This window comes from Kribbella sp. NPDC050241, from assembly GCF_044459685.1.
In the GTDB taxonomy this organism is placed as follows: Bacteria; Actinomycetota; Actinomycetes; order Propionibacteriales; family Kribbellaceae; genus Kribbella.
Genome location: NZ_JBITJE010000009.1, coordinates 206441 through 228594 on the forward strand (window position 1 = coordinate 206441; position 22154 = coordinate 228594).

The window sequence follows — 22154 nt, forward strand, 5'->3', positions numbered from 1 at the left end:
TTCAGCGGTGGACGAGGGTGTGTTCGAAGGAATAGCGGCTGGCGCGGAACAAGTGGGAGCCGTATTCGACCGGCTGGCCGTGGTCGTCGTACGTGATGCGGGTGGTCGCCAGCAGCGGGCAGCCGGGCTCCTCGGACAGGAGTCTGGCTTGCTCGGTGGTGGCGGGTACGGCGGAGATGGTCTGGTGCGCCACCTTCAGCCGTACGCCCTCGGCACGGAGGAGCTCGTAGAGTCCACGCTCGGCCAGCGTGACCGGGTCCGTCTCGAGCATGTCGGGAGGGAGCCAGTTCCGCATCAGCGCCAGCGGCTCGGCGTCCGCTCGCCGCAGTCGCTCGATCCTGAGCACTCGGTCACCCTGCTCGCACTGCAGTGCGGTCGCCACGTCTGCGTTCGCCGGGCTCATCCCGAACCGCAGTACTTCGGTCTCCGGCTTCCGGTGGGCGGCGGCCAGGTCGTCGTACAGGCTGGTGAGCTCCAGGGAACGCCGTACCTGGCCCGAGTGGCCGACCACCTGCGTGCCGACGCCGCGCTTGCGCACCAGCAGCCCCTGGTCGACCAGGCGCGCGATCGCCTGCCGCACCGTCGGCCGGCTCAAGCCATAGGCCTCCGCCAGGTCCACCTCGTTGCTCAGCCGAGAACCGACCGGCAACTCGCCACCCTGGATCGCCGCCTCGAGCTGCTGTGCCAATTGCACATGTAACGGCGTACGACTGCTCCGATCAACCCGGACCTGCACGGTGCTCATGCGCAAATACTGCGGCCTGCGCCCGCATCCGTCGACCCAACACCCAGATTTGATCAGATCGCTCCGTTACCGAATCACCTCAGCGACCCGGATGAACGCCGTGCGGCCGGTAGGTGAAGGGCAAGATCCGGGGGGCGCGGCAGCGGAGCGGTGGAGCGGGAGGCTCTTACGCTGAGGGCTGGGGGTCGGGTCCGGATGGCGGGCCACGGATGTTTGGTGGTGGGGGCGTGCGGGAGGATGACATCTTCGGTGTCGAATTCGCCGGCACGGTCGTGCCGCACCCGCCGTACCGCTGACGATGAGGAGAAACATGGAACCGCTGCGTATCGGGATCCTTGGTGCTGCCCGGATCGCGGGGAGGGCGATCGCCGAACCGGCGCGCTCGAGCGGGGCGCGACTGGTGGCCGTCGCCGCGCGGGACAGGGACCGGGCCGAGGCGTTCGCGGCGGAGCACGGGGTCGAGAAGGTGCACGTGTCGTACGACGACGTGATCGCCGATCCCGAGGTGGAAGCGATCTACAACCCGCTGGCGAACTCGTTGCACGGTCCCTGGAACCTGAAGGCGATTGCCGCGGGCAAACATGTGCTCACGGAGAAGCCGTCGGCCAGCAACGCGACCGAGGCAGCGGCGGTGCGCGACGCTGCCGCGGAACGCGGTGTGGTGCTGATGGAGGGCTTCCACTACGTCTTCCACCCGGTGACCCGGCGGCTGCACGAGCTGCTCGCCAAGGGTGAGCTGGGCGACCTGCAACACGTCGAGACGACCATGGTGATGCCACCGCCGCCGGAGGACGACCCGCGCTGGTCGCTGCCGCTGGCCGGCGGCGCAGTCATGGACGTCGGCTGCTACGCCCTGCACGCCCAGCGCATGGTCGCGCCCTGGGCCGGTGGAGCACCCAGACTGGTCAGTGCGCGAGCGGGTGAGCGAAAGCGGCTGCCCGGTGTCGACGAGTGGCTGAACGCCGACCTCGAGTTCCCGAACGGCGCGACCGGATCAGTGCGGACGAGCATGGCGGCGGAGACGCTCGACTTCAGCTGCAGGATCGTCGGCACCCGCGGTGAGGCGTTCGCGCCCAGCTTCGTGCTGCCGCATCTGGACGACCGGGTGATCGTCACCACCAAGGAGGACCACTGGGTCGAGCAGCTCGGCCGCAAGTCGTCGTACGCCTATCAGCTGGAGGCGTTCACGGCTCGCATCCGCAACGGTGCACCGCTACCGATCGACGCGGACGACGCGGTCGCGACGATGACGCTGATCGACGAGTGCTACCGGACGGCCGGCCTCGAGCCTCGTCCGACCACCACGCTCTAGTTCTTCCCGGCGGCTGCGTGGGCGAAGGCCTCGATCAGTGGATGCGGTCGAGTGCCGTCGCCCGCCAGCTCCGGCTGGAACAGCGTGGCCAGGTAGAAGGGGTGATCGGGCAACTCCGCGACGCGCGGATCGCCGGTGTCGTCGTACCCGCTGAAGACCATGCCGTGGTCCCGCAGTACGTCGAGGCGGGCGGAGTCGAGGCCGTAGGAGCAGTGGTACCGCTCCATCGACCGCTCGACGCCCAGTAGGTCGGCCGCGCGAGTGCCCGGCGTCACCTGGACAGGACCCTCGTGACCGTCGAGTGAGCACTCCAGCGCGACGATGAGCAGATCGTCCGCCGCCGGGTTGCTCTCGCCGTGCTGCACGCCCGACAGACCGCAGACGTTGCGGGCGAACTCGAGCATCGCGTGCTGGAACCCGCCACAGGTGCCGAAGAACGGGATCCTGTTCTCCCGGGCGATCTGGACCGCCGTGACCGCGCCGGCCTCGTCCTTGTACGGGCTACCCGGCAGCAGCCAGATGCCGTCGAACCCCTTGAGCGACTCGTCGGCCTCCTCGGTCGGTACCCAGTACACGTCGAGGTCCAGATTGTCGCGTTCCTTCAACCGGTCCAGCAGACCGGGCACCCGCGCATGCGAGCGGACGTGCGGCGAGCGATCGGCGACCAGGGCGATGCGTCCGGCGTAGGCGTTCATGGTCACCATCCTGGGCGTCCCGCCAGCATCAGCGCCAACGATGATCTCTGCACTGGGCATAAGCGATACTGATCCGTGTGGATCCACACCTGCTGCGCACGTTCGTGGCCGTCGCCGAGTGCGGCTCCTTCTCCGCCGCCGCGGAACGTCTCGGCTACACGCAGTCCGCGGTGTCCCAGCACATCGCCGCGCTCGAACACGACCTCGGTACGCCGCTCCTCCGCCGACGGCCCGTGGTCCCGACAGTCCCGGGCGAGCGCCTGCTCGAACACGCCGGCGCCATCCTCCTCCGCCTCGACGCCGCTCGTGCTGATGTCCACCGCGCCCTCGGCGATCCGCCCGGCACGCTCTCCATCGCGGCCTCCCCGCTCGCCGCAGCCGACGGCCGGCTGGCGAACGCCCTGACCGAGGTACGACGAGCTCGCGCGGGGACTGCGGTCGTCCTGACCGTGTGCGGCCGCGAAGCGGTGGCGGAGGGAGTGGCAGCGGGCGAGTACCACCTGGGACTGGTCGACGGAGTGGCGGCGCCCAGCGACCCGCTCCGTCTGTTCGGCGTCGGATCGCTGCGCACCACCGCGGTGTCGCACGATGACCTGGTCGTTGCCCTCGCCAAGGATCACCCGTTGGCCGGCCGCCGCAGGATCAGCCTCCACGACCTCGTCGACGCCCGCTGGATCGATGCGCCCGATGTCGCGGCACCGCTCGCCGATCTCCGCGCCGCCACCGAGACCGACGGCATCCGGCCGGCGCTCACCTACTCCGGCACGGATGTCGCCAGCCTGCTGGCCCTGATCGCGGCCGGTCACGGCCTGGCCGTACTTCCCTTGTCAGCAACAGGTTCCGAGGTGGCCGCCGTACCGCTGACGGCGCCCCGCCTGCTCCACCGCACCGAGCTGCTCCACGGCCACACCTCGGAACCGTCCGCCGCGGCGCTGACCGCTGTCCTGTCGGGCGGCTAAGCGCCGAGGATGTCCTCCAGCCTGGCCCGCGTCATCGGCCACTGGAGGAGACCGAGCGCTTCACGTTCGGCGAACTCGGCGCGCTCGTCGTTCTCCGGGTCGATGGCTTCGCAGATCGCGTTGTAGGTCCAGTTGAGCCAGGCGGTCACGGCGAGGGTGAACGAGGCCAGCTCGAGCTTGGGCCACTCACCCCGTTCCAGATACCCCTCCCGGAACGCCACGATCGCCTTGTGGTTGGTCTTCGGCCGCATGCCCCAGTGGGTCAGCGCGCCGGCGACCTCGAACTCCGGCGTCAAAGATCCGGTGAAGTCCCACTCGGTGACGACGAGCTCGCCGCTGCGGCCTTGCCGGACGTACGACGGGATCAGGTTGCTGTTGCAGAGGATGAGCTCCTGATCGGTGAAGTCGGCATCGATCTTGTGCAGCTCGAACACCTCCGGCAGCAGGGCTTCGAGCTGCCCCGCCCACGGCTTGCCGGCGGCGCGGGCGCGGTCGACGAGCTGGTGCCACTCGGCCTCCCCGCTTCGCCAGGTCAGGTACGGGTTGATCGGTGCCTCGCTCGGGATCGCCAGTCCGTGCAGGATCGCGTACGCCGTACCGATCCGCCGCGCCACCGCTGACGAGACCGGCGTCACCGGCGGCGGTCCGACCTCGAGCCACTCGTGCACGCGCCAACCCTCGTCGCGGACCCGCTCGATCAGCTGTCCCTTCGGACTCCGTACGGCGACCGGTGCGGCGACGCCGGCGATCACGGCCGCGTCGCGGAGCCGGGCACCGATCTCGGCCTGTTCGGGTGTGATCCACGGGTAGACCGCGCCGGCCAGCCAGCGGCCTTGGTCGGTCGTCAGGTCCCAAGACCGTCCCATCGGCGTGAACGAAACCGGCGTGGCCGGCTCGGTGACACGTCCGAGCCCGAAGGCGGCGGCGATTTCGTCGGCCAGACCGTCGGGTGCGACGGGGGCGTCCGCGTTCCGCCGGTCGACTTCGGCTTTCAGCGTGGGCCAGTCGTGCATCCCGTACTCACCCGCCAGCGTCCGCTGCGCATCTGCGAGCGACGATCCGGGGGTGGTTTCACGCAACGCGACCAGGAGGTCTTTGGCCTGCTTTCGCAGGAACTCCATGCTCGGCTTGTCAGGCAGCAGTCTCACAACGCGTCCTCTCGTTCCCGGACTCGCACGGGCTACAAGAGAGCGTCACAACTGCGCTCAATCCATTGATAAGGTGAGGTGGCTTCCAGCCTTCCGGCGAGTCTCGACGCGTCCCCACAACGCCCCCAAGACGCTACCCAACCCCAACCCCCAGGTCAACGCCCAACAATCACCCTCCCGCACCAGCCACCCCGGACCGCCTGCCAGCTCAACCCCGGACCACCACCGCGCCAAGCCACCCCGGCCGGGCCCCTCGGGCCCGGGTGTGGCCGGGGCCGAGGGATCGTTAGCCACGCAGGACGCGGTGCGAAACCGTGCTACCGGGTTCGGCGGTTACTTCCTGCCCTGCTTCGTCGGCGGGATGATCGCGCCGTCGCTCGGGTTGGGTTTCGGCTGCTTGGGCTGTTTGGGTTTGCGGACTTCACGTCCGCCTTTGTTCTTCGACATGACGCACTCCGGGGCTTGGTGTTCGCTGACTTCGGACGGGCCGACCGGCCTTCGTACGCCGCGGTACTCCTCATGCCCCGGGGGTTGCCTTCGACGCTACACCCAGGCGACAGCCCTGCCTTCAGTCGTGAGTGGGGAAGCCCAGGTTGATCCCGCCGTGGCTCGGGTCGAGCCAGCGCGACGTGACGACCTTCGTCCGGGTGAAGAAGTGGACACCGTCCATCCCGTGCGCGTGGGTGTCGCCGAACAGCGAGTTCTTCCAGCCGCCGAACGAGTAGTACGCCATCGGCACCGGGATCGGGACGTTGACGCCGACCATCCCGACCTCGACCTCGTTCTGGAACCGCCGAGCCGCGCCACCGTCGTTGGTGAAGATCGCCGTCCCGTTGCCGTACGGATTCGAGTTCACCAGGTCGAGCGCAGCGTCGTACGACGCAACGCGGACCACCGACAGCACCGGGCCGAAGATCTCGTCGGTGTAGATCGACATCTCCGGGGTGACCTTGTCGAACAGCGTCGGGGCCAGCCAGAAGCCCTCGGCGGCGCCGTCGACGTCACCATTGCGCCCGTCGACGGTGAGCTCAGCGCCCTCCTCGACACCGGCCGCGACGTACCCGACGACCTTGTCGCGGTGCGGACCGGTGACGAGCGGGCCCATGTCGCACCCCCGCGTGCCGTCCCCGGTCGTCAGCTTGGCCATCCGGTCCTTGATCTTGCCGATCAGTTCGTCGGCGATCGGCTCGACCGCGACCAGCGCGGAGATCGCCATACAGCGCTCACCCGCCGAGCCGAAGCCGGCGTTCACCGCGGCGTCGGCGGCCAGGTCGAGGTCGGCGTCGGGCAGCACGATCATGTGGTTCTTCGCACCGCCGAGCGCCTGCACCCGCTTGCCGTTCCTGGTGCCGTTCTCGTACACGTACTTCGCGATCGGGGTCGAACCGACGAACGACACCGACTTGATGTCGGGGTGCTCGAGCAGCCGGTCGACGGCCTCCTTGTCGCCGTGCAGAACGTTCACCACGCCGTCGGGCAGTCCGGCCTCCTTCCACAGCTCGGCCATCGCGTTCGCCGCGGACGGGTCCTTCTCGGACGGCTTGATCACCACACTGTTGCCGCAGGCAACCGCGATCGGGACGAACCACATCGGCACCATGGCCGGGAAGTTGAACGGCGAGATGACCGCGCTGACGCCGAGCGGCTGACGGATCGAGTACACGTCGACCTTGGTCGAGACGCCCTCGCTGAAGCCGCCCTTGAGCAGGTGCGGGATCCCGCAGGCGAACTCGATCACCTCCAGGCCGCGGGTCACCTCGCCGACCGCGTCGGACAGCACCTTGCCGTGCTCGGCGGTGATCAGCGCGGCGATCTGGTCCTTACGCTCGTTCACCAGCTCGCGGTACGCGAACAGCACCTGGGTCCGCTTGGTCAGCGACGTCTGGCCCCAGGCTCGGGATGCCTCGTGGGCGACCTTCACCACCTCGTCGACGGTGGCGGCCGAGGCCAGGTCGAGCTCGCCGGTGACCTGGCCGGTCGCCGGGTTGTAGACCTTGCTGGTCCGCTCGGCGACGCCGGTCCAGGAGTTGCCGCCGACCAGGTGGGTGATGCGCTTGATCTCAGTACTCACGATGCTTCCTTACTGCATGGGGTGACAGGTTGACGACAGGCTCTTCATCCGAGGCCTTGCGGAGGGTCGTTCGGCGGTTCATCCGAGGACTTTCCGGCGGTCGGCCAGGTCGACATCGACGGGGCGGCCGGAGGTGAGTGACTCGATGCCGGCTTCGCAGACCGCGACCGCCGCATAACCGTCCCAAGCGCTCGGTCCGTCGATCGCACCGCGGGCAGCGGCCTCGACCCAGCGTTGCACTTCGATGTCGTACGCACGCTCGAAGCGAACCCGGAAGTCGGACGGCATCGCACCGCCCCACTGGCCACCGGCGCGGGTGAACACGCCGGACCCGAGCCCGATGGTCGCGCTACCGCGTTCAGCCACGGCCTCACACCGCACCTCGTACCCGACCTGGAAGTTCACGAACACCTCGACGTCGGCCATCGCTCCGTTGGCCAACTCGAACACGGCCAGCTGCGGATCGAGTACGCCGTCGCCGACGAGGCCGCTGGGCTTCGGGGCGTGCACGGTGATCCGGGTGATCTCGTCACCCAACAACCAGCGCGCGATGTCCACCTCGTGCACCATCGAGTCCCGCACGATCATCTCGCTGCGGAACGTCACCGGGGCCGACTTGTTCCGATGCACGTTGTGCAGCATCAGCGTCCGGCCCAGCTCCCCGGAGTCGAGCAGCTCCTTCAAGGCGGCGTACTCCGGATCGAAGCGGCGCATGAAGCCGACCTGGATGAGCGGCCGGCCGACCTTGTGCTCCGCCTCGACCACCTGGAGCGACGACGCCGCGTCCATCGTCAGCGGCTTCTCGCACAGCACCGGCTTGCGGTGCTCCAGGCACGCGAGCAGTTGCTCCGCGTGGGCGAACCCGGGCGACGCCAGGATCACCGCGTCCACGTCGTCCGCCGCGATCAGATCGAGCGGATCCTCGACCACCCGGACATCGAGACTCTTCGCGAGTGCCTCGGCGCGGGCGATGTCGGGGTCGGCGACAGCGACCAAGCGCGCGCCGGCGGTACGGCGTGCGACCCGCTCGGCGTGGTCGCCGCCCATCACTCCGACGCCGACGATGCCGACCCGGAGATCGGTCATGGCCCCTCCCTCTCCTCCTCATTGTCCGTAGGCGTGTCAACCGGTCTGGGACCCGACTGGTCGACAACCGCCTCGGGATTGGCGTCGCGCAGTTCGTGACTGAGCGCCTCGAGCTCGGAACCGCCTGCCATCTCGGTGGTCAACTGCCCGAGCGTGATGTCGGCCCGGTGCGTGTCGAGCGCGACCCGGCCGAGCTTCAGGATGACGAAGTGGTTGCCGACCAGGTACGCGTGGTGCGGGTTGTGGGTGATGAAGATGACCCCGAGCCCCGCATCGCGTGCCCTGACGATGTACTTCAGCACCACGCCGGACTGGTTCACGCCGAGCGCCGCGGTCGGCTCGTCCAGGATCAGCACCTTCGCGCCGAAGTGGATCGCGCGCGCGATCGCGACGCACTGGCGCTGGCCACCCGACAGCTTGCCCACCGGCTGCTCCAGGTTGGGGATCGAGATCCCCATCTTGGTCAGCTCCTCGCTCGCGATCCGCTTCATCCGCGCCGCCTCCAGCTGGCGGAACGGACCTCTGGTGATCTCGTTGCCGAGGAAGAAGTTCCGCCAGACCGACATCAGCGGCGCCAGCGCCAGGTCTTGGTAGACGGTGGCGATGCCGCTGTCCAGTGACTCCCGCGGCGAGGAGAAATGCCGCTCCTCGCCGTTCACCACCATCGTCCCGGCGGTGTAGTCGTGCAGGCCGGCGACGATCTTGATCAGCGTCGACTTGCCCGCACCGTTGTCGCCCAGCACGCAGGTGATCTCGCCCTGCCGGACCGACAGCGACACGCCCCGCAATGCGTCGATGTTGCCGTAGCTCTTGCCAACGTCGTGCAGCTCGACGATCGGCGTGGTCGGGTGGGTGACCGCGTCGGAATCGACGCTCCTCGTAGTGGTCATCGTGCCTCCGCCTGCCTCTTGACGACGAGGTTGACAATGGTGGCCAACAGCAACATCGCGCCGAGGAACGCCTTGAACCAGTCGGGATTCCACCCGGCGTACACAACCCCCAGCTGAACCATGCTGAAGATCAGCGCGCCGATCGCCCCGCCGATCACGGAGCCGTAGCCGCCGGTGAGCAGGCAGCCGCCGACGACCGCCGCGATGATGTAGAGGAACTCCTTGCCGACACCTTCGCCGGACTGCACCACGCCGTTCTGCACGAACAGCAACTGCATGCCGGTGAACCAGGCGAAGAATCCCACCGCCATGAACAGGCCGATCTTCACCTTCGTCACCGGGACACCGACCGCGCGGGCCGCCGCGGCGTCGCCACCGACGGCGAAGATCCAGTTGCCGATCTGCGTGCGTTGCAGCACCCACGCGGCGACGGCGACGAACGCGATCCACCAGACGACGATGATCTTGATCGTGACCCCGCCCACCTTGAACTCCGACGCGAAGATCGCCTTCGCGGTGCTGAACCCGTCCATGTCGCTGATCGAGTTGGACGCGACCGCGCCCGACGTCAGCCGGGTGACCGCGATGTTCAGGCCCTGCAGGATGAAGAACGTGCCCAGTGTCACCAGGAAGCTGGGCAGCCCGGTCCGCATCAGCAGCCAGCCGTTGAACAAGCCGATCGCCAGCGACAGGGCCAGCGCGATCACGATGCCGACCCAGACGTTCACGCTGAGCTGGTAGGCGATGATGCCCGCGGTCAGGCCGGCCGTCGTCACCGCGACACCGGCCGAGAGGTCGAACTCGCCGCCGATCATCAGCAGCGAGACCGGCACCGCCATCACACCGATCAGTGCGGCCTGGTACAGGATCGTGCCCGTGTTGTTGATGTCACGGAACGGCGGTGCGGCGATCAGGAAGAACACCAGGATGACGGCCGCGCCGACGAGCGATCCGATCTCGGGCCGGCTGAGCAGCCGGGCACCGATGGACCGGGCGGAGACGCGGTCGTCCGCCGGCACGGTGGTGATGGTCGATGCCATGGCGCTACCTCAGCGCGTCCCGGCCGTGGCGAACTTCTCCACCGTCGCGATGTTCGACTGGTCGATGAAGGCCGGTCCGGTCAGCGTCGCCTCGCCACCGCCGATGGTGTTCCCGTTGGTCTTGTAGAGCCAGATCGAGTCGATCGCCAGGTAGCCCTGCAGGTACGGCTGCTGGTCCACGGCGAACTGCACCCTGCCGTCCTTGACCGCCGCCACCATCTCCTTGCTCATGTCGAAGCTGCCGATCTTGGCCGCCGAACCGGCGTCCTTGGCCGCGGTCACCGCGGTCAGTGCGATTCCGGCGTTCAGCGCGACCACGTAGTCGGCGGTCTTGTCCTGCTGCAGCTTCGAGGTCAGCGTCGCCTGCGTGCCCGGCTGGTCGGTGCCGTTGACGTTCACGTTCTCGACATTGCCGAACTTGTCCTTGATGCCCTGGCAGCGGGCCTCCAGACTGACGTTGCCCTGCTCGTGGATGACACAGAGGACCTTCTTCGCGCCGAGCTGCTTGAGCTTGTCACCGGTCGCCTGGCCGGCGATCCGCTCGTCCTGGCCGAAGTATCCGACCGCGCCGGTCGTCTTCCAGGAGTCCAGGCCGCCGTTGAGGACCGACACCGGGATGCCGGCCGCGATCGCCTTCTTGACGTTCGGGATGACCGCGTCCGGCTTGTTCAGCGTGACCGCGATGCCGTCGACCTTCGAGTCGATCGCGGTCTGCACCAGGTTGGCCTGCGCTGCCCCGTCCGGGTCGGCGGAGTACTGCAGCTCGATGTTGTCCTTCTTCGCGGCCGCCTCGGCACCGCGCCGGACAATGTCCCAGAAGGTGTCGCCGGGACCCGAGTGGGTGATCAGCGCGACCTTCATCCGCGGCGTGTCCGCGACGTTCCCGCCGCTGCCGCCGGAGTTCTGCTCCTCCTGCTTGCCCCCGGAGGAACTGCAGGCCGCCAGCGCTGTCGCCAGTGCGATCACCGCGCTCGCGGCCACCGCTTTCTTCTGCCACCGAATCATGAGTCCAACCAGCCTTTCAGACGAGCCGCGGCCACTCCGCGGAGTTGCGTGGGACCAGAGAGTTTCACACTCTGCTGGCCGTCACCTCGATTCGCCACCCCCGTGGGATCTCAGATAGGCCAACGTGCGCTCCGCGATCGGAAGCGGCACGTCGGGTGGGCAGGGGAACATGTCCTGCTCGACGATCGCGAACAGGTCACTGCCGAGCGCAGCCAACGCATCCAGCACCGGCGGTAGCTCGGGTACGCCGTTCGGCGGCTCGCACATCACGCCGCGCCGGACGGCTTCGTCGACACTGAGCCCCTCGGCCTCGACCTCGGCCAGGACCTTCGGATCCACCTGCTTCAGGTGGACGTACCCGATCCGGTCGGGGTACTTGCGGATCAGCTCGAGGTTGTCACCGCCGCAGTAGCTGATGTGGCCGGTGTCGAGGCACAGGTTCACGTAGTCGCCGTCGGTCTCCTCGAGGAAGCGCTCGACGGTGTCCTGCGTGTCCACATGCCCGTCCGCATGTGGGTGGTACTGCGTCTGCAGACCGAACTCCTCGGCCAGCCGGCGGCCCAGCTCGGTCACCTGCCGGCCGTGCCGTGCCTGACCTTCGTGGTCGAGCCGGTCCTCGACGATCTCGCCCTTGTCGCCACGCCACATCGACGGCATCACGACCAGATGCTTGGCGCCCATCGCGGCCGTCAACTCGGCGGTCTTCGCAACGTCGCGCCAGGTCGCCTCCCACCCCTGCGGCCGGTGCAGTTGCTCGAAGGTTGTGCCGGCAGTGATCGTCAGTCCGCGCTGGTCCAGCTCGTCCTTGAGGCGGACTGGATCGGTCGGCAGGTAGCCGTACGGTCCGAGCTCGATCCGGAGGTAGCCGGCTGCCACCACCTCGTCGAGGAACCGCGTCCACGGGGTCTGGTGCGGATCGTCGGCGTACCAGACTCCCCACGAGTCCGGCGCCGTACCGATGCTCAGCGTGCCCATGTCAGCTGTCTCCCTCGACCGGAGCGACGTACAACCGCTGGGACTTCTTGCTCTCCTCGTACTGCGCGGATGCGGCCTGGGTGGACTGGAGCGCGGACACCTCGCTGACCGGGACGTCCCACCAGGACTCGCTGTCCGGCCCACCGATCAACGGATCGGTCGTGACGTGGATCGCGATCGGGCCGCCGGCAGCCTTCGCCGTACCGATCGCCTTCTCCAGCTCGGAGCGGTCGTGCACCTCGATCACGTCGACGCCCAGGCTGCGAACGTTGGCCGCGAGGTCCACCGGCAAATAGTCCCCGTCCAGCCGCCCGTCGCCGCTGCGCCTGCGGTACGCCGTCCCGAACCGCTGCGAACCGAGCGACTCCGACAGGGCGCCGATCGAGGCGAAGCCGTGGTTCTGAACCAGGACGACGATGATCTTCACGTTCTCCTGGACGGCGGTGACGAGCTCGCTCGACATCATCAGGTACGACCCGTCGCCGACCAGGACGAAGACATCGCGATCCGGCGCGCCGAGCCGGACCCCGATGCCGCCGGCGATCTCGTATCCCATGCAGGAGTAGCCATATTCGACGTGGTATCCCTTCGGGTCGCGCGTCCGCCACAGTTTGTGCAGCTCGCCGGGCATCGACCCGGCTGCGCAAACCACCACATCAGACGCCGCCGACAATTCGTTGACGGCACCGAGCACCTCGCCCTGGGTCAGGACGCCGACGGCGAGTTTCGACGTCACCTCCGCGGGTGGGTTGTAGGTGTTATCCACAATCTCGTCCCACCGGGTTGCGAGAGTGGCCGCCGACGATCTGTACTGGTCGCTCACAGACCAGTCACCGAGCGCAGACGTCAAGGAAACAAGGGCTTCCCGGGCGTCCGCGACGAGAGGAAGGCCGGCATGCTTGCCACCGTCGAAGCGCGCGACATTGATGTTGACGAACCGCACATCCGGGTTCTGGAAGGCGGTCCGCGAGGCCGTCGTGAAGTCGCTGTAGCGCGTGCCGATACCGATCACCAGGTCAGCCTCACAAGCCAGGGCGTTGGCTGCCGTGGTCCCGGTCGAGCCGACCGCGCCCACCGACTGCGGGTGGTCGTAGCGCAGAGATCCCTTGCCTGCTTGGGTTTCCGAGACGGGTACGCCGGTGGCCTCGGCGAACCGGCGCAGTGCGTCCTCGGCGCCGGAGTAGTGCACGCCACCACCGGCGACGACCAGCGGCGCCTTCGCGGCCCGTAGGAGATCTACCGCTTTGTCGACAATTGATGCCTCGGGCAATGGTCTGGCGACGTACCAGGTGCGCTCGGTGAAAAGCTCGTCCGGCCAGTCGTAGGCCTCGGCCTGGACGTCCTGTGGCAGGGCCAGTGTGACCGCGCCGGTCTCGACCGGGTCGGTCAGCACCCGCATGGCGTTCAGCAGTGCCGACGGCAGTTGCTCGGGGCGCCAGATGCGGTCGAAGTACTTCGACACCGGGCGGAACGCGTCGTTGACGGAGACGTCGCCGGCGCCGAAGCTCTCCAACTCCTGCAGCACGGGGGTCGCCACCCGGGTTGCGAACACGTCGGAAGGGAGGATGAGTACCGGCAACCGGTTCACCGTGGCGAGGGCCGCGCCGGTCACCATGTTGGTCGAGCCCGGGCCGATGCTTGCCGTGCAGGCATAGGTCTGGAGCCGGTCACGGGTGCGGGCGAAGGCGGACGCGGTGTGCACCATCGCCTGCTCGTTGCGGGCCAGGATGTACGGCAGCGCCGCCGGGTCCTCGAGCTCGGCCTGCAACAACGCCTGGCCGACGCCGGCCACGTTGCCGTGTCCGAAGATGCCCAGACACCCGGCGAACAGGCGCTGCCGCTCGCCGTCACGCTCCGAGTACTGGACGCTCAGGAATCGCACCAACGCCTGCGCGACCGTGAGACGCACCGTCATGACTTCTCTCCTCCGAAAGGCTCTGCTGCATCGAAAGGCAGGCGCGGGTCGATCTGCTGGGTGGCCCACAGGTCGCGGACCCAGCCGTGGTTGGGGTCGTCGGTGATCAGCCACTGACGTTCGGTTCCGGGGCCGGCCATCACATTCAGGTAGTACATGTCGTAACCAGGAGGCGCCATCGCCGGACCATGCCAACCGTGAGGCACCAGCACCACATCCCCGTCGCGGACCTCCGCGAGGACGTCGATGGGGCGGTCCTCGGTGCCGTAGACCCGCTGGTAACCGATCGGGTCGTTGCCCTTGACACCTTCCGGGGCAGCGTCGGAGAGCTGGAGCTCGAAGTAGTAGATCTCCTCGAGGACGCTCTCCTTGCCAGGCTTGTGCTCGTCGTGCTTGTGCGGCGGGTACGACGACCAGTTCCCTGCCGGGGTGAGAACCTCGCAGGCGATGATCGAGTCGGCCTCGAGGACGGCCGGCGTACCGAAGTTGCGGACCTGGCGGGAGGCGACGCCCGCTCCGCGCAGCTCGGTCTCCACCTGCTCGACGCCGATCCGGCGGTACGGGTAGTCGTTCGCGGCCTTCGCGTGTGGGAGGGCGATGCGGGCGCCACCCGCGCTGGTGACGGCGAGGGTGGAGCCGCGCGGGACGTACGCGAAGTCGGTCGGGCCGGCGAACACGTCGGCGCGGCCGCCGAGTGGAAGAGTCTCGCCGTCGACGATCACCTCGGCTGATCCGCGCAGCGGGAGGACGAGGTACTCGCAATCGCCGGTGTCGATCTCGACGGACTGCCCGGGGCGCAGGGTCGCGACGTACAGGCCGCTGTGCTCCCAGTCCTTCTCCCCTGGGGTGACGGCCACGTCGAATCCCTTGCGGGACGTGGATCCAGCCGGCCGGAACCACCTACTCATGGACGTCCTCGCTTCGCTCCGGGCGCCCATGAGGCACAAGTCGGGCTGTGTTTTCGATTCCCTCGCGCTGCTCGGTCATGCGGCACCTCCGTGTACCAGGGCTGCGGCGTGATCGACGGCGTACGCGACGTTGCCATCGGGCGGGAAGAGGAGCGCGCGCCCGACGACGAGGCCGCGGACCGATGGGAGGCTCATGGCCTTACCCCAGGACGCGTACGTCTCTTCGGGAGCGACTGTCGGGTCGCCGCCGAGGAGCAGTGTCGGAAGCGTGGTCGCGTCCATGACTCGGTCCAGGTCGTCGACGACCGGGAGCTTGAGCCAGGTGTACGCGCTGGTGGCGCCCAGGCCGGCGGCGATGTTCACCGACTTGATGACCGAGTCGGCGTCGAGGACGTTGGTGACGCGGCCGTCGCGGCGGGTGGACCAGAACGGCTCGACCATCGCCATCAACTTGTGCTCGGCGAGCTCGGTGACCGCCTTTGCGCTGGCTTCGAGCGTGGCCACGGTGCCGGGGTCACCGAGGTCGATCCGGGTCAGCATCTTGCCGCCGTCGAGGCGACGGGAGGCGATGTCGGCCGCTGTTGCGTACGCGGTGAAGCGGTCGTCGAGTTCGAACGCCGAACCCTGGAGGCCGCCGCGGTTCATCGAGCCGATGACGACCTTGCCCTCGAGCGCGCCGAGCAGGAGGAGGTCCTCGAGGACGTCCGGGGTTGCGAGGACGCCGTCGACGCCGGGGCGCTCGAGTGCTGTGATCAGGCGGTCGATCAGGCCGGGACGGCTGGCCATTGCGAGGCGGTCGTCACGTACGCCGAGGGCTCCACGGGCGGGGTGGTCGGCGGCCACGATGAGCAGGCGGCCGTCCTCACCGACGAGTTCACGGGTCCGGCGCCGCTGCCACGCGTCCGCAACCCGCTCAGGGTGGCGGACCCGAATCTCAGTCAGCTCAGCCAACCGAGCCCCATACCCCTGCCCAGCCCCAGACCCATACGCCGGCGGCTGAGACGGCAGCTGCACCGCAGGCTGCGACGGCGCCTGCGCCGACCCTTGCCACGACTGCTGCTCCGGCGGCTGCTCCGATCCCTGCCACGACTGCTGCTCCGGCGGTTGCTCCGATCCCTGCCACGACTGCTGCTCCGAGGTTTGCGACGGCGGTTGCTCCGATCCTTTCCACGGCTGCTGCGCCGGCGCTTGCTCGGATCCTTGCGACGGCGGTTGGCCTGATGGTTGGGACGATGGCTGCGCTGGTCCTTGCAATGACGTTGGCCCCGCTGGTTGCACTGGTGGTTGCGACGGTGGTTGCGCTGCTGCTTGCGGGGGCGGATGCGCGGCTGAGAAGTCCAGGTTGGCGATCGCGGTCGTCTGGTCGTCGGCGGGAGGGCCGGTGGGTGTGGGCTGGTTGGTGGGGGTCGGTTGGCCGGTCGGAGTCGCCGGTTGCCACGCGGCGGCGGGAGCCTCCTGCCCAACGTCCCTGCGGGGTGCATGGTGACGCCCCGGACCTCTCGGCGTGGCTGGACTTTGTGGCGTGGCAGGACCGTGTGGCGTCACGTCGCCGGGTGCCACCTGACCCGGTGGTGTTGCCTGACCGTGTGGCGTCACGTCGCCGGGTGCCACCTGACCCGGTGGTGTTGCCTGACCGTGTGGCGTCATGTCGCCGGGTGCCACCTGACCCGGTGGTGTTGCCTGACCGTGTGGTGTCGCCCAGCCTGGCGCGGCGGCTCCAGCGGCGGGTCCTGCGGCTGGGTGGGACGGTGCTGAATCGGGCCACGACTCGACGGTTGGGTCGTCGGGGTAGCCCGGAGCCTGTGCGACCACGGTTGGATCGTTGACGCCGGGCGGTGCGGATGGCACCGCGACCGTTGGGTCGTTGGCGCCGGGTGGGTGGGCGACCGTTGGGTCGTCGGGGCGATGGCGGCGCGGGTGGGCGGCCGCGGGGTCATCGAGGGATGGGCCGTCGGGGGTGGGGGTGAGGACTGTGGGGTCGTTGTCCGGGTCGGGGCGGCGGATCGGGATGGGGCGGCGGGACTCGGGGTTCTGGTCGGGAGGGGTCATGCTTCATCACCCATGTGGGAGAGAACTTCCTTGGTGGTGGGCATGGCAGTCGAACATTCGAGGCGGGACGCGACGATGGCGCCGGCCGTGTTGGCGAAACGGATGATCTTCTCCAGAGGCCAGCCGGACAGCAGGCCGTGACACAACGCGCCGCCGAACCCGTCGCCGGCGCCGAGGCCGTTGACGACCTCGACCGGGTACGGCGGGACCTCGACCCGCTCGTCCCGGGTCCGGGCCAGGGTGCCCTTCGGCCCTTGCTTGACGACGGCGAGGTCGAGACCGCGATCCAGCAACGCCTGCGCCGCCTTGTCCGGATCCGTCTCGCCGACCGCGACCTCACACTCCTCACGGTTGCCAACAGCAACCGTGCAGTACTCGAGCGCCCGGCTGACCTGCTCGTGCGCCTCGCTCGGATCGGCCCAGAACATCGGACGGTAGTCGAGATCCAGCACCGTGATCGGCCGCCGTCCGCGAGCTTCCCAGGCGGCGAAGTGTGCCGACCGCGACGGCTCAGCCGACAGCCCGGTCACCGTGGACCAGTAGATCCGCGCGTCCCGGATCGCGTCGAGGTCGAGCTCCGACGGGTTGATCACGAGATCCGGCGCCTTCGGGAACCGGTAGAAATACAAGGGGAAACTGTCCGGCGGGAAGATCTCGCAGAACGTGATCGGCGTCGGCAGCCCGTCGACCGGCGTCACGTACCGATCGTCGACCCCCAGCTCGAGCAGGGTCCGATGGATGAACGTACCGAACGGGTCGTTGCCGGTCCGGCTGATCACCGCCGACTTCCGCCCGTGCTTCGCCGCGGCCACCGCCACGTTCGTCGCACTGCCACCCAGGAACTTCCCGAACGACGTGACGTCCTCCAGGTGCGTGCCGATCTGCAGCGGATAGAGGTCCACTCCGATCCGCCCGATCGTCAGTACGTCGTCCGCCATCACACCGCCACCAGGTCATCGACTGTCAACAACGTCATCACACGGCCTCCGCGATCCCGCGCAGATGCGCGATACTCGCCCGTACGTCGACCACCGGGCCCTCGTCGATCGGCCGGTCCGGCAGGATCGTGTCTTGCTCCAGCACGTACCAACCGTCGTACCCCGCCTTCTCCAGCGTGCTGATGATCGCGCTGAGGTCGATGTCACCGGCGCCGAGCGGGCGGTACATGCCCTGCCGGACGGCGTCGGTGTAGGTGACCTCGCCGGCCTGGACCTTCGCGGCCCAACCGGCGTCGACGTCCTTCAGGTGGGTGTGCTTGATCCGGGCGGTGTGCCCGAGCGTGAGCGCGACCGGATCGACGCCGCCGATCAGCAGGTGGCCGGTGTCCAGAGTGAGACCGATCGACGACCCGCGCAGGACGCGGTCGACGTCGTCGTTGTTCTCGACCATGGTGCCGACGTGCGGGTGGATCGTGGCCAGCACGCCGCGGTCCGCAGCCATCGCGGACAGCTTGTCCAGGTTGGCGAGCAGCGTGCCCCAACCGTCCTCATCCAGCACCGGTCGGTCGTCGTACCCCTCCTGGCCGGTCGCGGCGGCGAGGACCAGTGTGGTCGCACCGGCCGCCACGAAACCGTCGAGCGCCGTGGTGACCTCCCCAGCAGGGTCGTACGACGGATCGTGCAGGACGACCGGGACGAATCCGCCGACCGCCCGCAGACCCACATCGGCGAGCGTCTTCGCCTTGTCGGCCGGGTCGTCCGGCAGGAATCCGATCGGGCCGAACTCGGTCGCGGCGAGGCCGACGGCGCGCATCTCGGCCAGCACCGCCTCCGCGTCGTACTGCCAGCCCCAGCCCGGGACCTCGCAGACGCCCCACGAGATCGGGGCGCCGGCGATCCGGGCAGCGAGATCAGTCATCGAGCAGGTCTCCTCTTCAGGGGTTCAGGGTGACGACTCAGGGGTTCAGGGTGACGACGCGGTTTTCGTGGCGGGACTGTTCGCACGCGTCGGCGATGCGGAAGGCCGCGAGCGCATCGCGGACAGTGCAGGGCACCTCACGGGTGCCCCCGGCAACCTCCGTGAAGGCGGTCAGCTCGGCCACGTACGCCGGCTGGAAGCGGTCCATGAAGGTCAGATGCGGCTTGCCGTCCGGGAAGGTGACGCCGGGCTCCGCCGAGCGCAGCGCCGTGTGCTCGTCCAGCCCGACCGCGACCGAACCCAGACTGCCCAGGAGCTCCATCCGTACGTCGTGGCCCGCGCCGTTGTAGCGCGTGCCGCTGACCGCGACGAAGGTGCTGTCGTCCAGCGTGAGCAGAGCAGCCGCCGCGTCCACATCGCCGTACTCGCCGAAGAATGCCTCGCCGCGGTTGGCGCCGGTCGCGTAGACGCTGACGACCTCGCGGCCGGTGACGTACCGGATGATGTCGAAGTCGTGCACGGTGCAGTCGCGGAAGAAGCCGCCGCTCTGCGGGATGTACTCGCGGTGCGGCGGGAAGGCGTCGTTGGTGTTCGCGCGGATGTGGTGGATGAAGCCGAGCTCGCCGGACTCGACCTTTGCCCGTGCGGCCTGGTAGCCGGCGTCGAAGCGGCGCTGGAAGCCGATATGCACCGGTACGTCGGACGCCTCCACCAGCTCGACCACGCGCTCGGTCTCGGCGAGGTCGAGCGCGACCGGCTTCTCGCAGAACGTCGGAATGCCGGCCGCAACACCGGCCGCGATCAGCTCCGCGTGCGCCAACGTGGCGGCGGCGATGACGAAGCCGTCCAGCCCGCTCGCCAGCAGGGCCGGAACGTCCGCGGCGAACTCGACCCCGAGATCCTTCGCGACCACCTCGGCGCGCCCAGGGTCGGCGTCCGCGACGACCACCTGATCCACCGCCGGCAACCCCCTGAGCGTCGCGGCGTGGAACGCCCCGATCCGCCCCACCCCGACCAACCCGATCCGCATCCCCAGCCGCCCTCTCTCGTCGTACCCGGCCAGCAGCCAGGCGCAGTCAGTCGACGGCTCCAGCATGGTCCGGCGCCGCCCGCCCGGCCAGCTTTCCGGGCCACCGAAGACGTGTCAATAGTTTGTTAGCACATTCGGACGTGCAGACATGCTTACGCGGCTCGGGTAGCATCCGGCCATGGCCGCCCTGCCGATCAGCATCGATCGGACGAGCCCGGTGCCGCTCTACCACCAGCTCGCCGAGCAACTGACCGCTGCCATCAGCGGCGGCACGCTCCGCCCCGGCGACCCGTTCGAGAACGAGATCGCGATGTCGGACCGCCTCGGCCTGTCCCGGCCGACCGTCCGCCGCGCCATTTCCGAACTGGTGAACAAGGGCCTGCTGGTCCGCCGCCGCGGCATCGGCACCACGGTCGCGAACCAGATGGTGCACCGCAAGGCCGAACTGACCAGCCTGTACGACGACCTGGTCCGGGAGGGCCGGACACCGCGGACCGATGTGCTCGCGCTCAGCTGCGAGGCGTACGACGACCGGGCCGCCGAGGTGCTCGGATTGCCGCCAGGCAGCCCCCTGGTGTCGATCGTGCGACTGCGGTACGCCGGCGACCTGCCACTCGCGATCCTGCGCAACTGGTTGCCGCCAGCAATGAACGATCTGACCGCGACCGAACTCGAGACCGACGGCCTGTACGCCGTGCTCCGGGCTCGTGGGATCCGCCCGACCGTCGCCCGCCAGCGGATCGGCGCGCGCAACGCCACCGCCGAGGAACGCCGCACCCTGCACATGTCGAAGGCCGAGCCCCTGGTCACCATGACCCGCTCTGCCTACGACGCCGCCGGCTCCCCCGTCGAATTCGGCGACCACTGCTACCGAGCCGACCAGTACTCGGTCGACGTCCTCGTCTCCGACCGTTGATCAACGCACGATCGCCGCACCGAAGGGCGCAGCGAGCGGGACGACGAACAGCGCAACCCTCAACGAGGGGTCAAGGGCACTCCAGACGCCGTCCGCGACGTCCTGCCAGCCACTCCCGATCCCGACGACCTCGGGGTAGCCGGAGGTGATCACGTCGGCGGCCGTCCCGGCGTACGTGCTGACGTGGATGGCCGTTGCCGGTGGCAACTCCGGGACGAAGAGGGACGGGTGCTCCACCAACTCCTCAGAGCCGGGGACCGACCGGGCCGAGCCGACGATCACGCCGGTCCCGTCCGTCGACGCGGTCGCGAAGATCCTCGGCGTACGAATCGGCGGGTCCGGCTCATACGCCTGATCCCGCAGCGCCACCTGTAGATCACGCCCGTCTCGGCGCGCCTGCGCGAGCTCGCTCACCTGTGTCCCGTTCCCAACCACGAGCCAGTCGTCGCCACGAACGGCGGCCGTGTAGTGACGGAGGTCGTCGGTAGACGCACCCGATACGTCCTGCACCACGACCGAGTCGTCCGACATCACCAGCTTCCGCCCCTGCGACGCCGCAGTACGCCCCGTCAACCAGTACGCCGCAAACCCGGCACCGTCCGGATCCCGCCCCAGCACCAACCCACGCCCCGGGTACTCCACCGCACCAACGACATCCACAAGTCCACGCACGGCGTCATCCTCGCATCGCAACGGATGACCAGATCGTCGGGCTGGGGAAACCTCGTTGCGCGCTCCGAGCGGTGCACCTACCGTGAGCCGGTGACATTGGATCCGTATGGGGACGAGGAACTCGTCGAGCTGTACGACGGCGACAACCCGGCCGGCGACGACCACGACTACTTCCGGCGGTTGGCCGACACGATCGGGGCCACCAAGGTCGTCGACCTCGGCTGTGGGACAGGGCTGCTGACCAGGTCTCTGGTGACGCCCGGACGCGTCGTCACCGGAATCGACCCGAGCGCGACGATGCTGAACTTCGCGCGCCGGCAACCGGGAGCGGAGGCAGTGACCTGGATCGACGGCGACGCCTCGGCGATCGCGGCCACCGGAGACATCGATCTGGTCGTGAGCAGCGGCAACACGATGATGCACATCCCCGATGACGACCTCCCGTCCGCGCTGAAGTCCTGCGCCGGCGCCCTGCGGCCAGGCGGCGTGATCGCCTTCGAGAGCCGCAATCCGGCCACGCGTGCCTGGGAGGGATGGACCAGGCAAGCGACGTACGGCGAACGCGACACGTCAGTGGGTCACCTGCGCGAATGGATCGAGGTGACCGAGGTGGACGGCGGGCGGGTCGTGTTCGACGCACACAACCTCTTCGACGACGGCCGCGACGCTGTCTACACCACCACCCTCTACTTCCGCACTGCCGAGGAGATCACCGCCGCCCTCGAAGACGCCGGCTTCGGCGCCGTCACCGTCCGAGGCGGCTGGCGCGACGAGCCCGCAACCCCCACCTCCCGCCTCCTCGTCGTCCACGCCGCCAAGCAGTAGCCCCAACTACTCGACCAGGGTGGCCGGACGGGAACTCCCTCCGTCCGGCCGACTGG

The 22154-nt window shown here is 68.7% G+C and carries 20 protein-coding genes; 4 read left to right on the forward strand and 16 right to left on the reverse strand.

Annotation, left to right across the window (positions count from 1 at the left end):
• Nucleotide 1: 1 nt before the first annotated feature.
• On the reverse strand, nt 2–745 hold the full coding sequence (locus ACIBG5_RS33760; protein WP_396395575.1) for a GntR family transcriptional regulator: 744 nt from the start codon (nt 743–745) through the stop codon (nt 2–4).
• Between the two features lie 310 nt (nt 746–1055).
• On the opposite strand from ACIBG5_RS33760, the gene ACIBG5_RS33765 reads away from it, so the two are divergent.
• The gene (locus ACIBG5_RS33765; RefSeq protein WP_396395576.1) at nt 1056–2057 is read left to right on the forward strand and encodes a Gfo/Idh/MocA family protein; all 1002 of its coding nucleotides are present in this window, start codon (nt 1056–1058) and stop codon (nt 2055–2057) included.
• Here the strand turns inward: ACIBG5_RS33765 and ACIBG5_RS33770 are convergent.
• Nucleotides 2054–2752 carry a hypothetical protein gene (locus ACIBG5_RS33770; RefSeq protein ID WP_396395577.1) on the reverse strand — a complete coding sequence of 233 codons (699 nt, stop codon included), beginning with the start codon at nt 2750–2752 and terminating at the stop codon, nt 2054–2056. The two genes, ACIBG5_RS33765 and ACIBG5_RS33770, sit on opposite strands and share 4 nt — an antisense overlap.
• A 77-nt stretch (nt 2753–2829) precedes the next feature.
• Here ACIBG5_RS33770 and ACIBG5_RS33775 point away from each other — a divergent pair, with 77 nt between their 5' ends.
• A complete protein-coding gene (locus tag ACIBG5_RS33775) occupies nt 2830–3711 on the forward strand; it encodes a LysR family transcriptional regulator (protein ID WP_396395578.1) in 882 nt (293 codons plus the stop codon).
• Here ACIBG5_RS33775 and ACIBG5_RS33780 read toward each other — a convergent pair.
• The 13 genes from ACIBG5_RS33780 to ACIBG5_RS33840 all read right to left on the reverse strand — a co-directional run bounded on the left by ACIBG5_RS33780 (nt 3708) and on the right by ACIBG5_RS33840 (nt 19751).
• Nucleotides 3708–4859 (reverse strand): hypothetical protein, encoded by a 1152-nt coding sequence (locus ACIBG5_RS33780; RefSeq protein ID WP_396395579.1) that lies wholly within the window; start codon nt 4857–4859, stop codon nt 3708–3710. The genes ACIBG5_RS33775 and ACIBG5_RS33780 overlap by 4 nt on opposite strands.
• 568 nt (nt 4860–5427) lie before the next feature.
• Entirely contained in the window at nt 5428–6930 is a 1503-nt protein-coding gene (locus ACIBG5_RS33785; RefSeq protein WP_396395580.1) for a CoA-acylating methylmalonate-semialdehyde dehydrogenase, read from the reverse strand.
• Nucleotides 6931–7008: 78 nt separating this feature from the next.
• Complete coding sequence (locus ACIBG5_RS33790) at nt 7009–8016, reverse strand: Gfo/Idh/MocA family protein (protein WP_396395581.1); 1008 nt, start codon at nt 8014–8016, stop codon at nt 7009–7011.
• Entirely contained in the window at nt 8013–8906 is an 894-nt protein-coding gene (locus ACIBG5_RS33795; RefSeq protein WP_396395582.1) for an ATP-binding cassette domain-containing protein, read from the reverse strand. The genes ACIBG5_RS33790 and ACIBG5_RS33795 overlap by 4 nt, the downstream gene beginning before the upstream one ends.
• A complete protein-coding gene (locus ACIBG5_RS33800; RefSeq protein ID WP_396395583.1) occupies nt 8903–9946 on the reverse strand; it encodes an ABC transporter permease in 1044 nt (347 codons plus the stop codon). The genes ACIBG5_RS33795 and ACIBG5_RS33800 overlap by 4 nt, the downstream gene beginning before the upstream one ends.
• Before the next feature lie 9 nt (nt 9947–9955).
• On the reverse strand, nt 9956–10951 hold the full coding sequence (locus ACIBG5_RS33805) for a substrate-binding domain-containing protein (RefSeq protein ID WP_396395584.1): 996 nt from the start codon (nt 10949–10951) through the stop codon (nt 9956–9958).
• Nucleotides 10952–11032: 81 nt separating this feature from the next.
• A complete protein-coding gene (locus tag ACIBG5_RS33810) occupies nt 11033–11926 on the reverse strand; it encodes a TIM barrel protein (protein WP_396395585.1) in 894 nt (297 codons plus the stop codon).
• Nucleotide 11927: 1 nt separating this feature from the next.
• Nucleotides 11928–13841, reverse strand: coding sequence for a 3D-(3,5/4)-trihydroxycyclohexane-1,2-dione acylhydrolase (decyclizing) (gene iolD / locus ACIBG5_RS33815; protein WP_396395586.1), 1914 nt, complete (start codon nt 13839–13841; stop codon nt 11928–11930).
• Nucleotides 13838–14749: a 5-deoxy-glucuronate isomerase gene (gene iolB / locus ACIBG5_RS33820; protein WP_396395587.1), complete on the reverse strand. Its 912-nt coding sequence runs from the start codon at nt 14747–14749 to the stop codon at nt 13838–13840. The genes iolD and iolB overlap by 4 nt, the downstream gene beginning before the upstream one ends.
• 75 nt (nt 14750–14824) lie before the next feature.
• Entirely contained in the window at nt 14825–15700 is an 876-nt protein-coding gene (locus ACIBG5_RS33825; RefSeq protein ID WP_396395588.1) for a deoxyribose-phosphate aldolase, read from the reverse strand.
• Between the two features lie 1094 nt (nt 15701–16794).
• The gene (iolC, locus tag ACIBG5_RS33830; RefSeq protein ID WP_360445371.1) at nt 16795–17736 is read right to left on the reverse strand and encodes a 5-dehydro-2-deoxygluconokinase; all 942 of its coding nucleotides are present in this window, start codon (nt 17734–17736) and stop codon (nt 16795–16797) included.
• A 37-nt stretch (nt 17737–17773) separates the two neighbouring features.
• The gene (locus ACIBG5_RS33835; RefSeq protein WP_396395589.1) at nt 17774–18655 is read right to left on the reverse strand and encodes a sugar phosphate isomerase/epimerase family protein; all 882 of its coding nucleotides are present in this window, start codon (nt 18653–18655) and stop codon (nt 17774–17776) included.
• A gap of 37 nt (nt 18656–18692) precedes the next feature.
• Entirely contained in the window at nt 18693–19751 is a 1059-nt protein-coding gene (locus ACIBG5_RS33840; protein WP_396395590.1) for a Gfo/Idh/MocA family oxidoreductase, read from the reverse strand.
• Between the two features lie 112 nt (nt 19752–19863).
• Between ACIBG5_RS33840 and ACIBG5_RS33845 the strand changes: the two genes are divergently transcribed.
• Nucleotides 19864–20601, forward strand: coding sequence for a GntR family transcriptional regulator (locus tag ACIBG5_RS33845; protein WP_396395591.1), 738 nt, complete (start codon nt 19864–19866; stop codon nt 20599–20601).
• Here ACIBG5_RS33845 and ACIBG5_RS33850 read toward each other — a convergent pair whose 3' ends face one another.
• Entirely contained in the window at nt 20602–21273 is a 672-nt protein-coding gene (locus ACIBG5_RS33850; RefSeq protein WP_396395592.1) for an IMP cyclohydrolase, read from the reverse strand. It abuts the gene before it with no gap.
• Nucleotides 21274–21363: 90 nt separating this feature from the next.
• On the opposite strand from ACIBG5_RS33850, the gene ACIBG5_RS33855 reads away from it, so the two are divergent.
• The gene (locus tag ACIBG5_RS33855; protein ID WP_396395593.1) at nt 21364–22098 is read left to right on the forward strand and encodes a class I SAM-dependent methyltransferase; all 735 of its coding nucleotides are present in this window, start codon (nt 21364–21366) and stop codon (nt 22096–22098) included.
• Nucleotides 22099–22154 lie beyond the last annotated feature (56 nt).

What these genes read in the sequence shown, in the direction of transcription:
- ACIBG5_RS33765 (WP_396395576.1), top strand. Translation starts at nt 1,056, where the DNA reads ATGGAACCGCTGCGTATCGGGATCCTTGGTGCTGCCCGGATCGCGGGG.
- ACIBG5_RS33795 (WP_396395582.1), bottom strand. Translation starts at nt 8,906, where the DNA reads ATGACCACTACGAGGAGCGTCGATTCCGACGCGGTCACCCACCCGACC.
- ACIBG5_RS33810 (WP_396395585.1), bottom strand. Translation starts at nt 11,926, where the DNA reads ATGGGCACGCTGAGCATCGGTACGGCGCCGGACTCGTGGGGAGTCTGG.
- ACIBG5_RS33840 (WP_396395590.1), bottom strand. Translation starts at nt 19,751, where the DNA reads ATGCTGGAGCCGTCGACTGACTGCGCCTGGCTGCTGGCCGGGTACGAC.
- iolB (WP_396395587.1), bottom strand. Translation starts at nt 14,749, where the DNA reads ATGAGTAGGTGGTTCCGGCCGGCTGGATCCACGTCCCGCAAGGGATTC.
- ACIBG5_RS33800 (WP_396395583.1), bottom strand. Translation starts at nt 9,946, where the DNA reads ATGGCATCGACCATCACCACCGTGCCGGCGGACGACCGCGTCTCCGCC.
- iolD (WP_396395586.1), bottom strand. Translation starts at nt 13,841, where the DNA reads ATGACGGTGCGTCTCACGGTCGCGCAGGCGTTGGTGCGATTCCTGAGC.
- ACIBG5_RS33770 (WP_396395577.1), bottom strand. Translation starts at nt 2,752, where the DNA reads ATGAACGCCTACGCCGGACGCATCGCCCTGGTCGCCGATCGCTCGCCG.
- ACIBG5_RS33845 (WP_396395591.1), top strand. Translation starts at nt 19,864, where the DNA reads ATGGCCGCCCTGCCGATCAGCATCGATCGGACGAGCCCGGTGCCGCTC.
- ACIBG5_RS33835 (WP_396395589.1), bottom strand. Translation starts at nt 18,655, where the DNA reads ATGACTGATCTCGCTGCCCGGATCGCCGGCGCCCCGATCTCGTGGGGC.
- ACIBG5_RS33760 (WP_396395575.1), bottom strand. Translation starts at nt 745, where the DNA reads ATGAGCACCGTGCAGGTCCGGGTTGATCGGAGCAGTCGTACGCCGTTA.
- iolC (WP_360445371.1), bottom strand. Translation starts at nt 17,736, where the DNA reads ATGGCGGACGACGTACTGACGATCGGGCGGATCGGAGTGGACCTCTAT.
- ACIBG5_RS33805 (WP_396395584.1), bottom strand. Translation starts at nt 10,951, where the DNA reads ATGATTCGGTGGCAGAAGAAAGCGGTGGCCGCGAGCGCGGTGATCGCA.
- ACIBG5_RS33790 (WP_396395581.1), bottom strand. Translation starts at nt 8,016, where the DNA reads ATGACCGATCTCCGGGTCGGCATCGTCGGCGTCGGAGTGATGGGCGGC.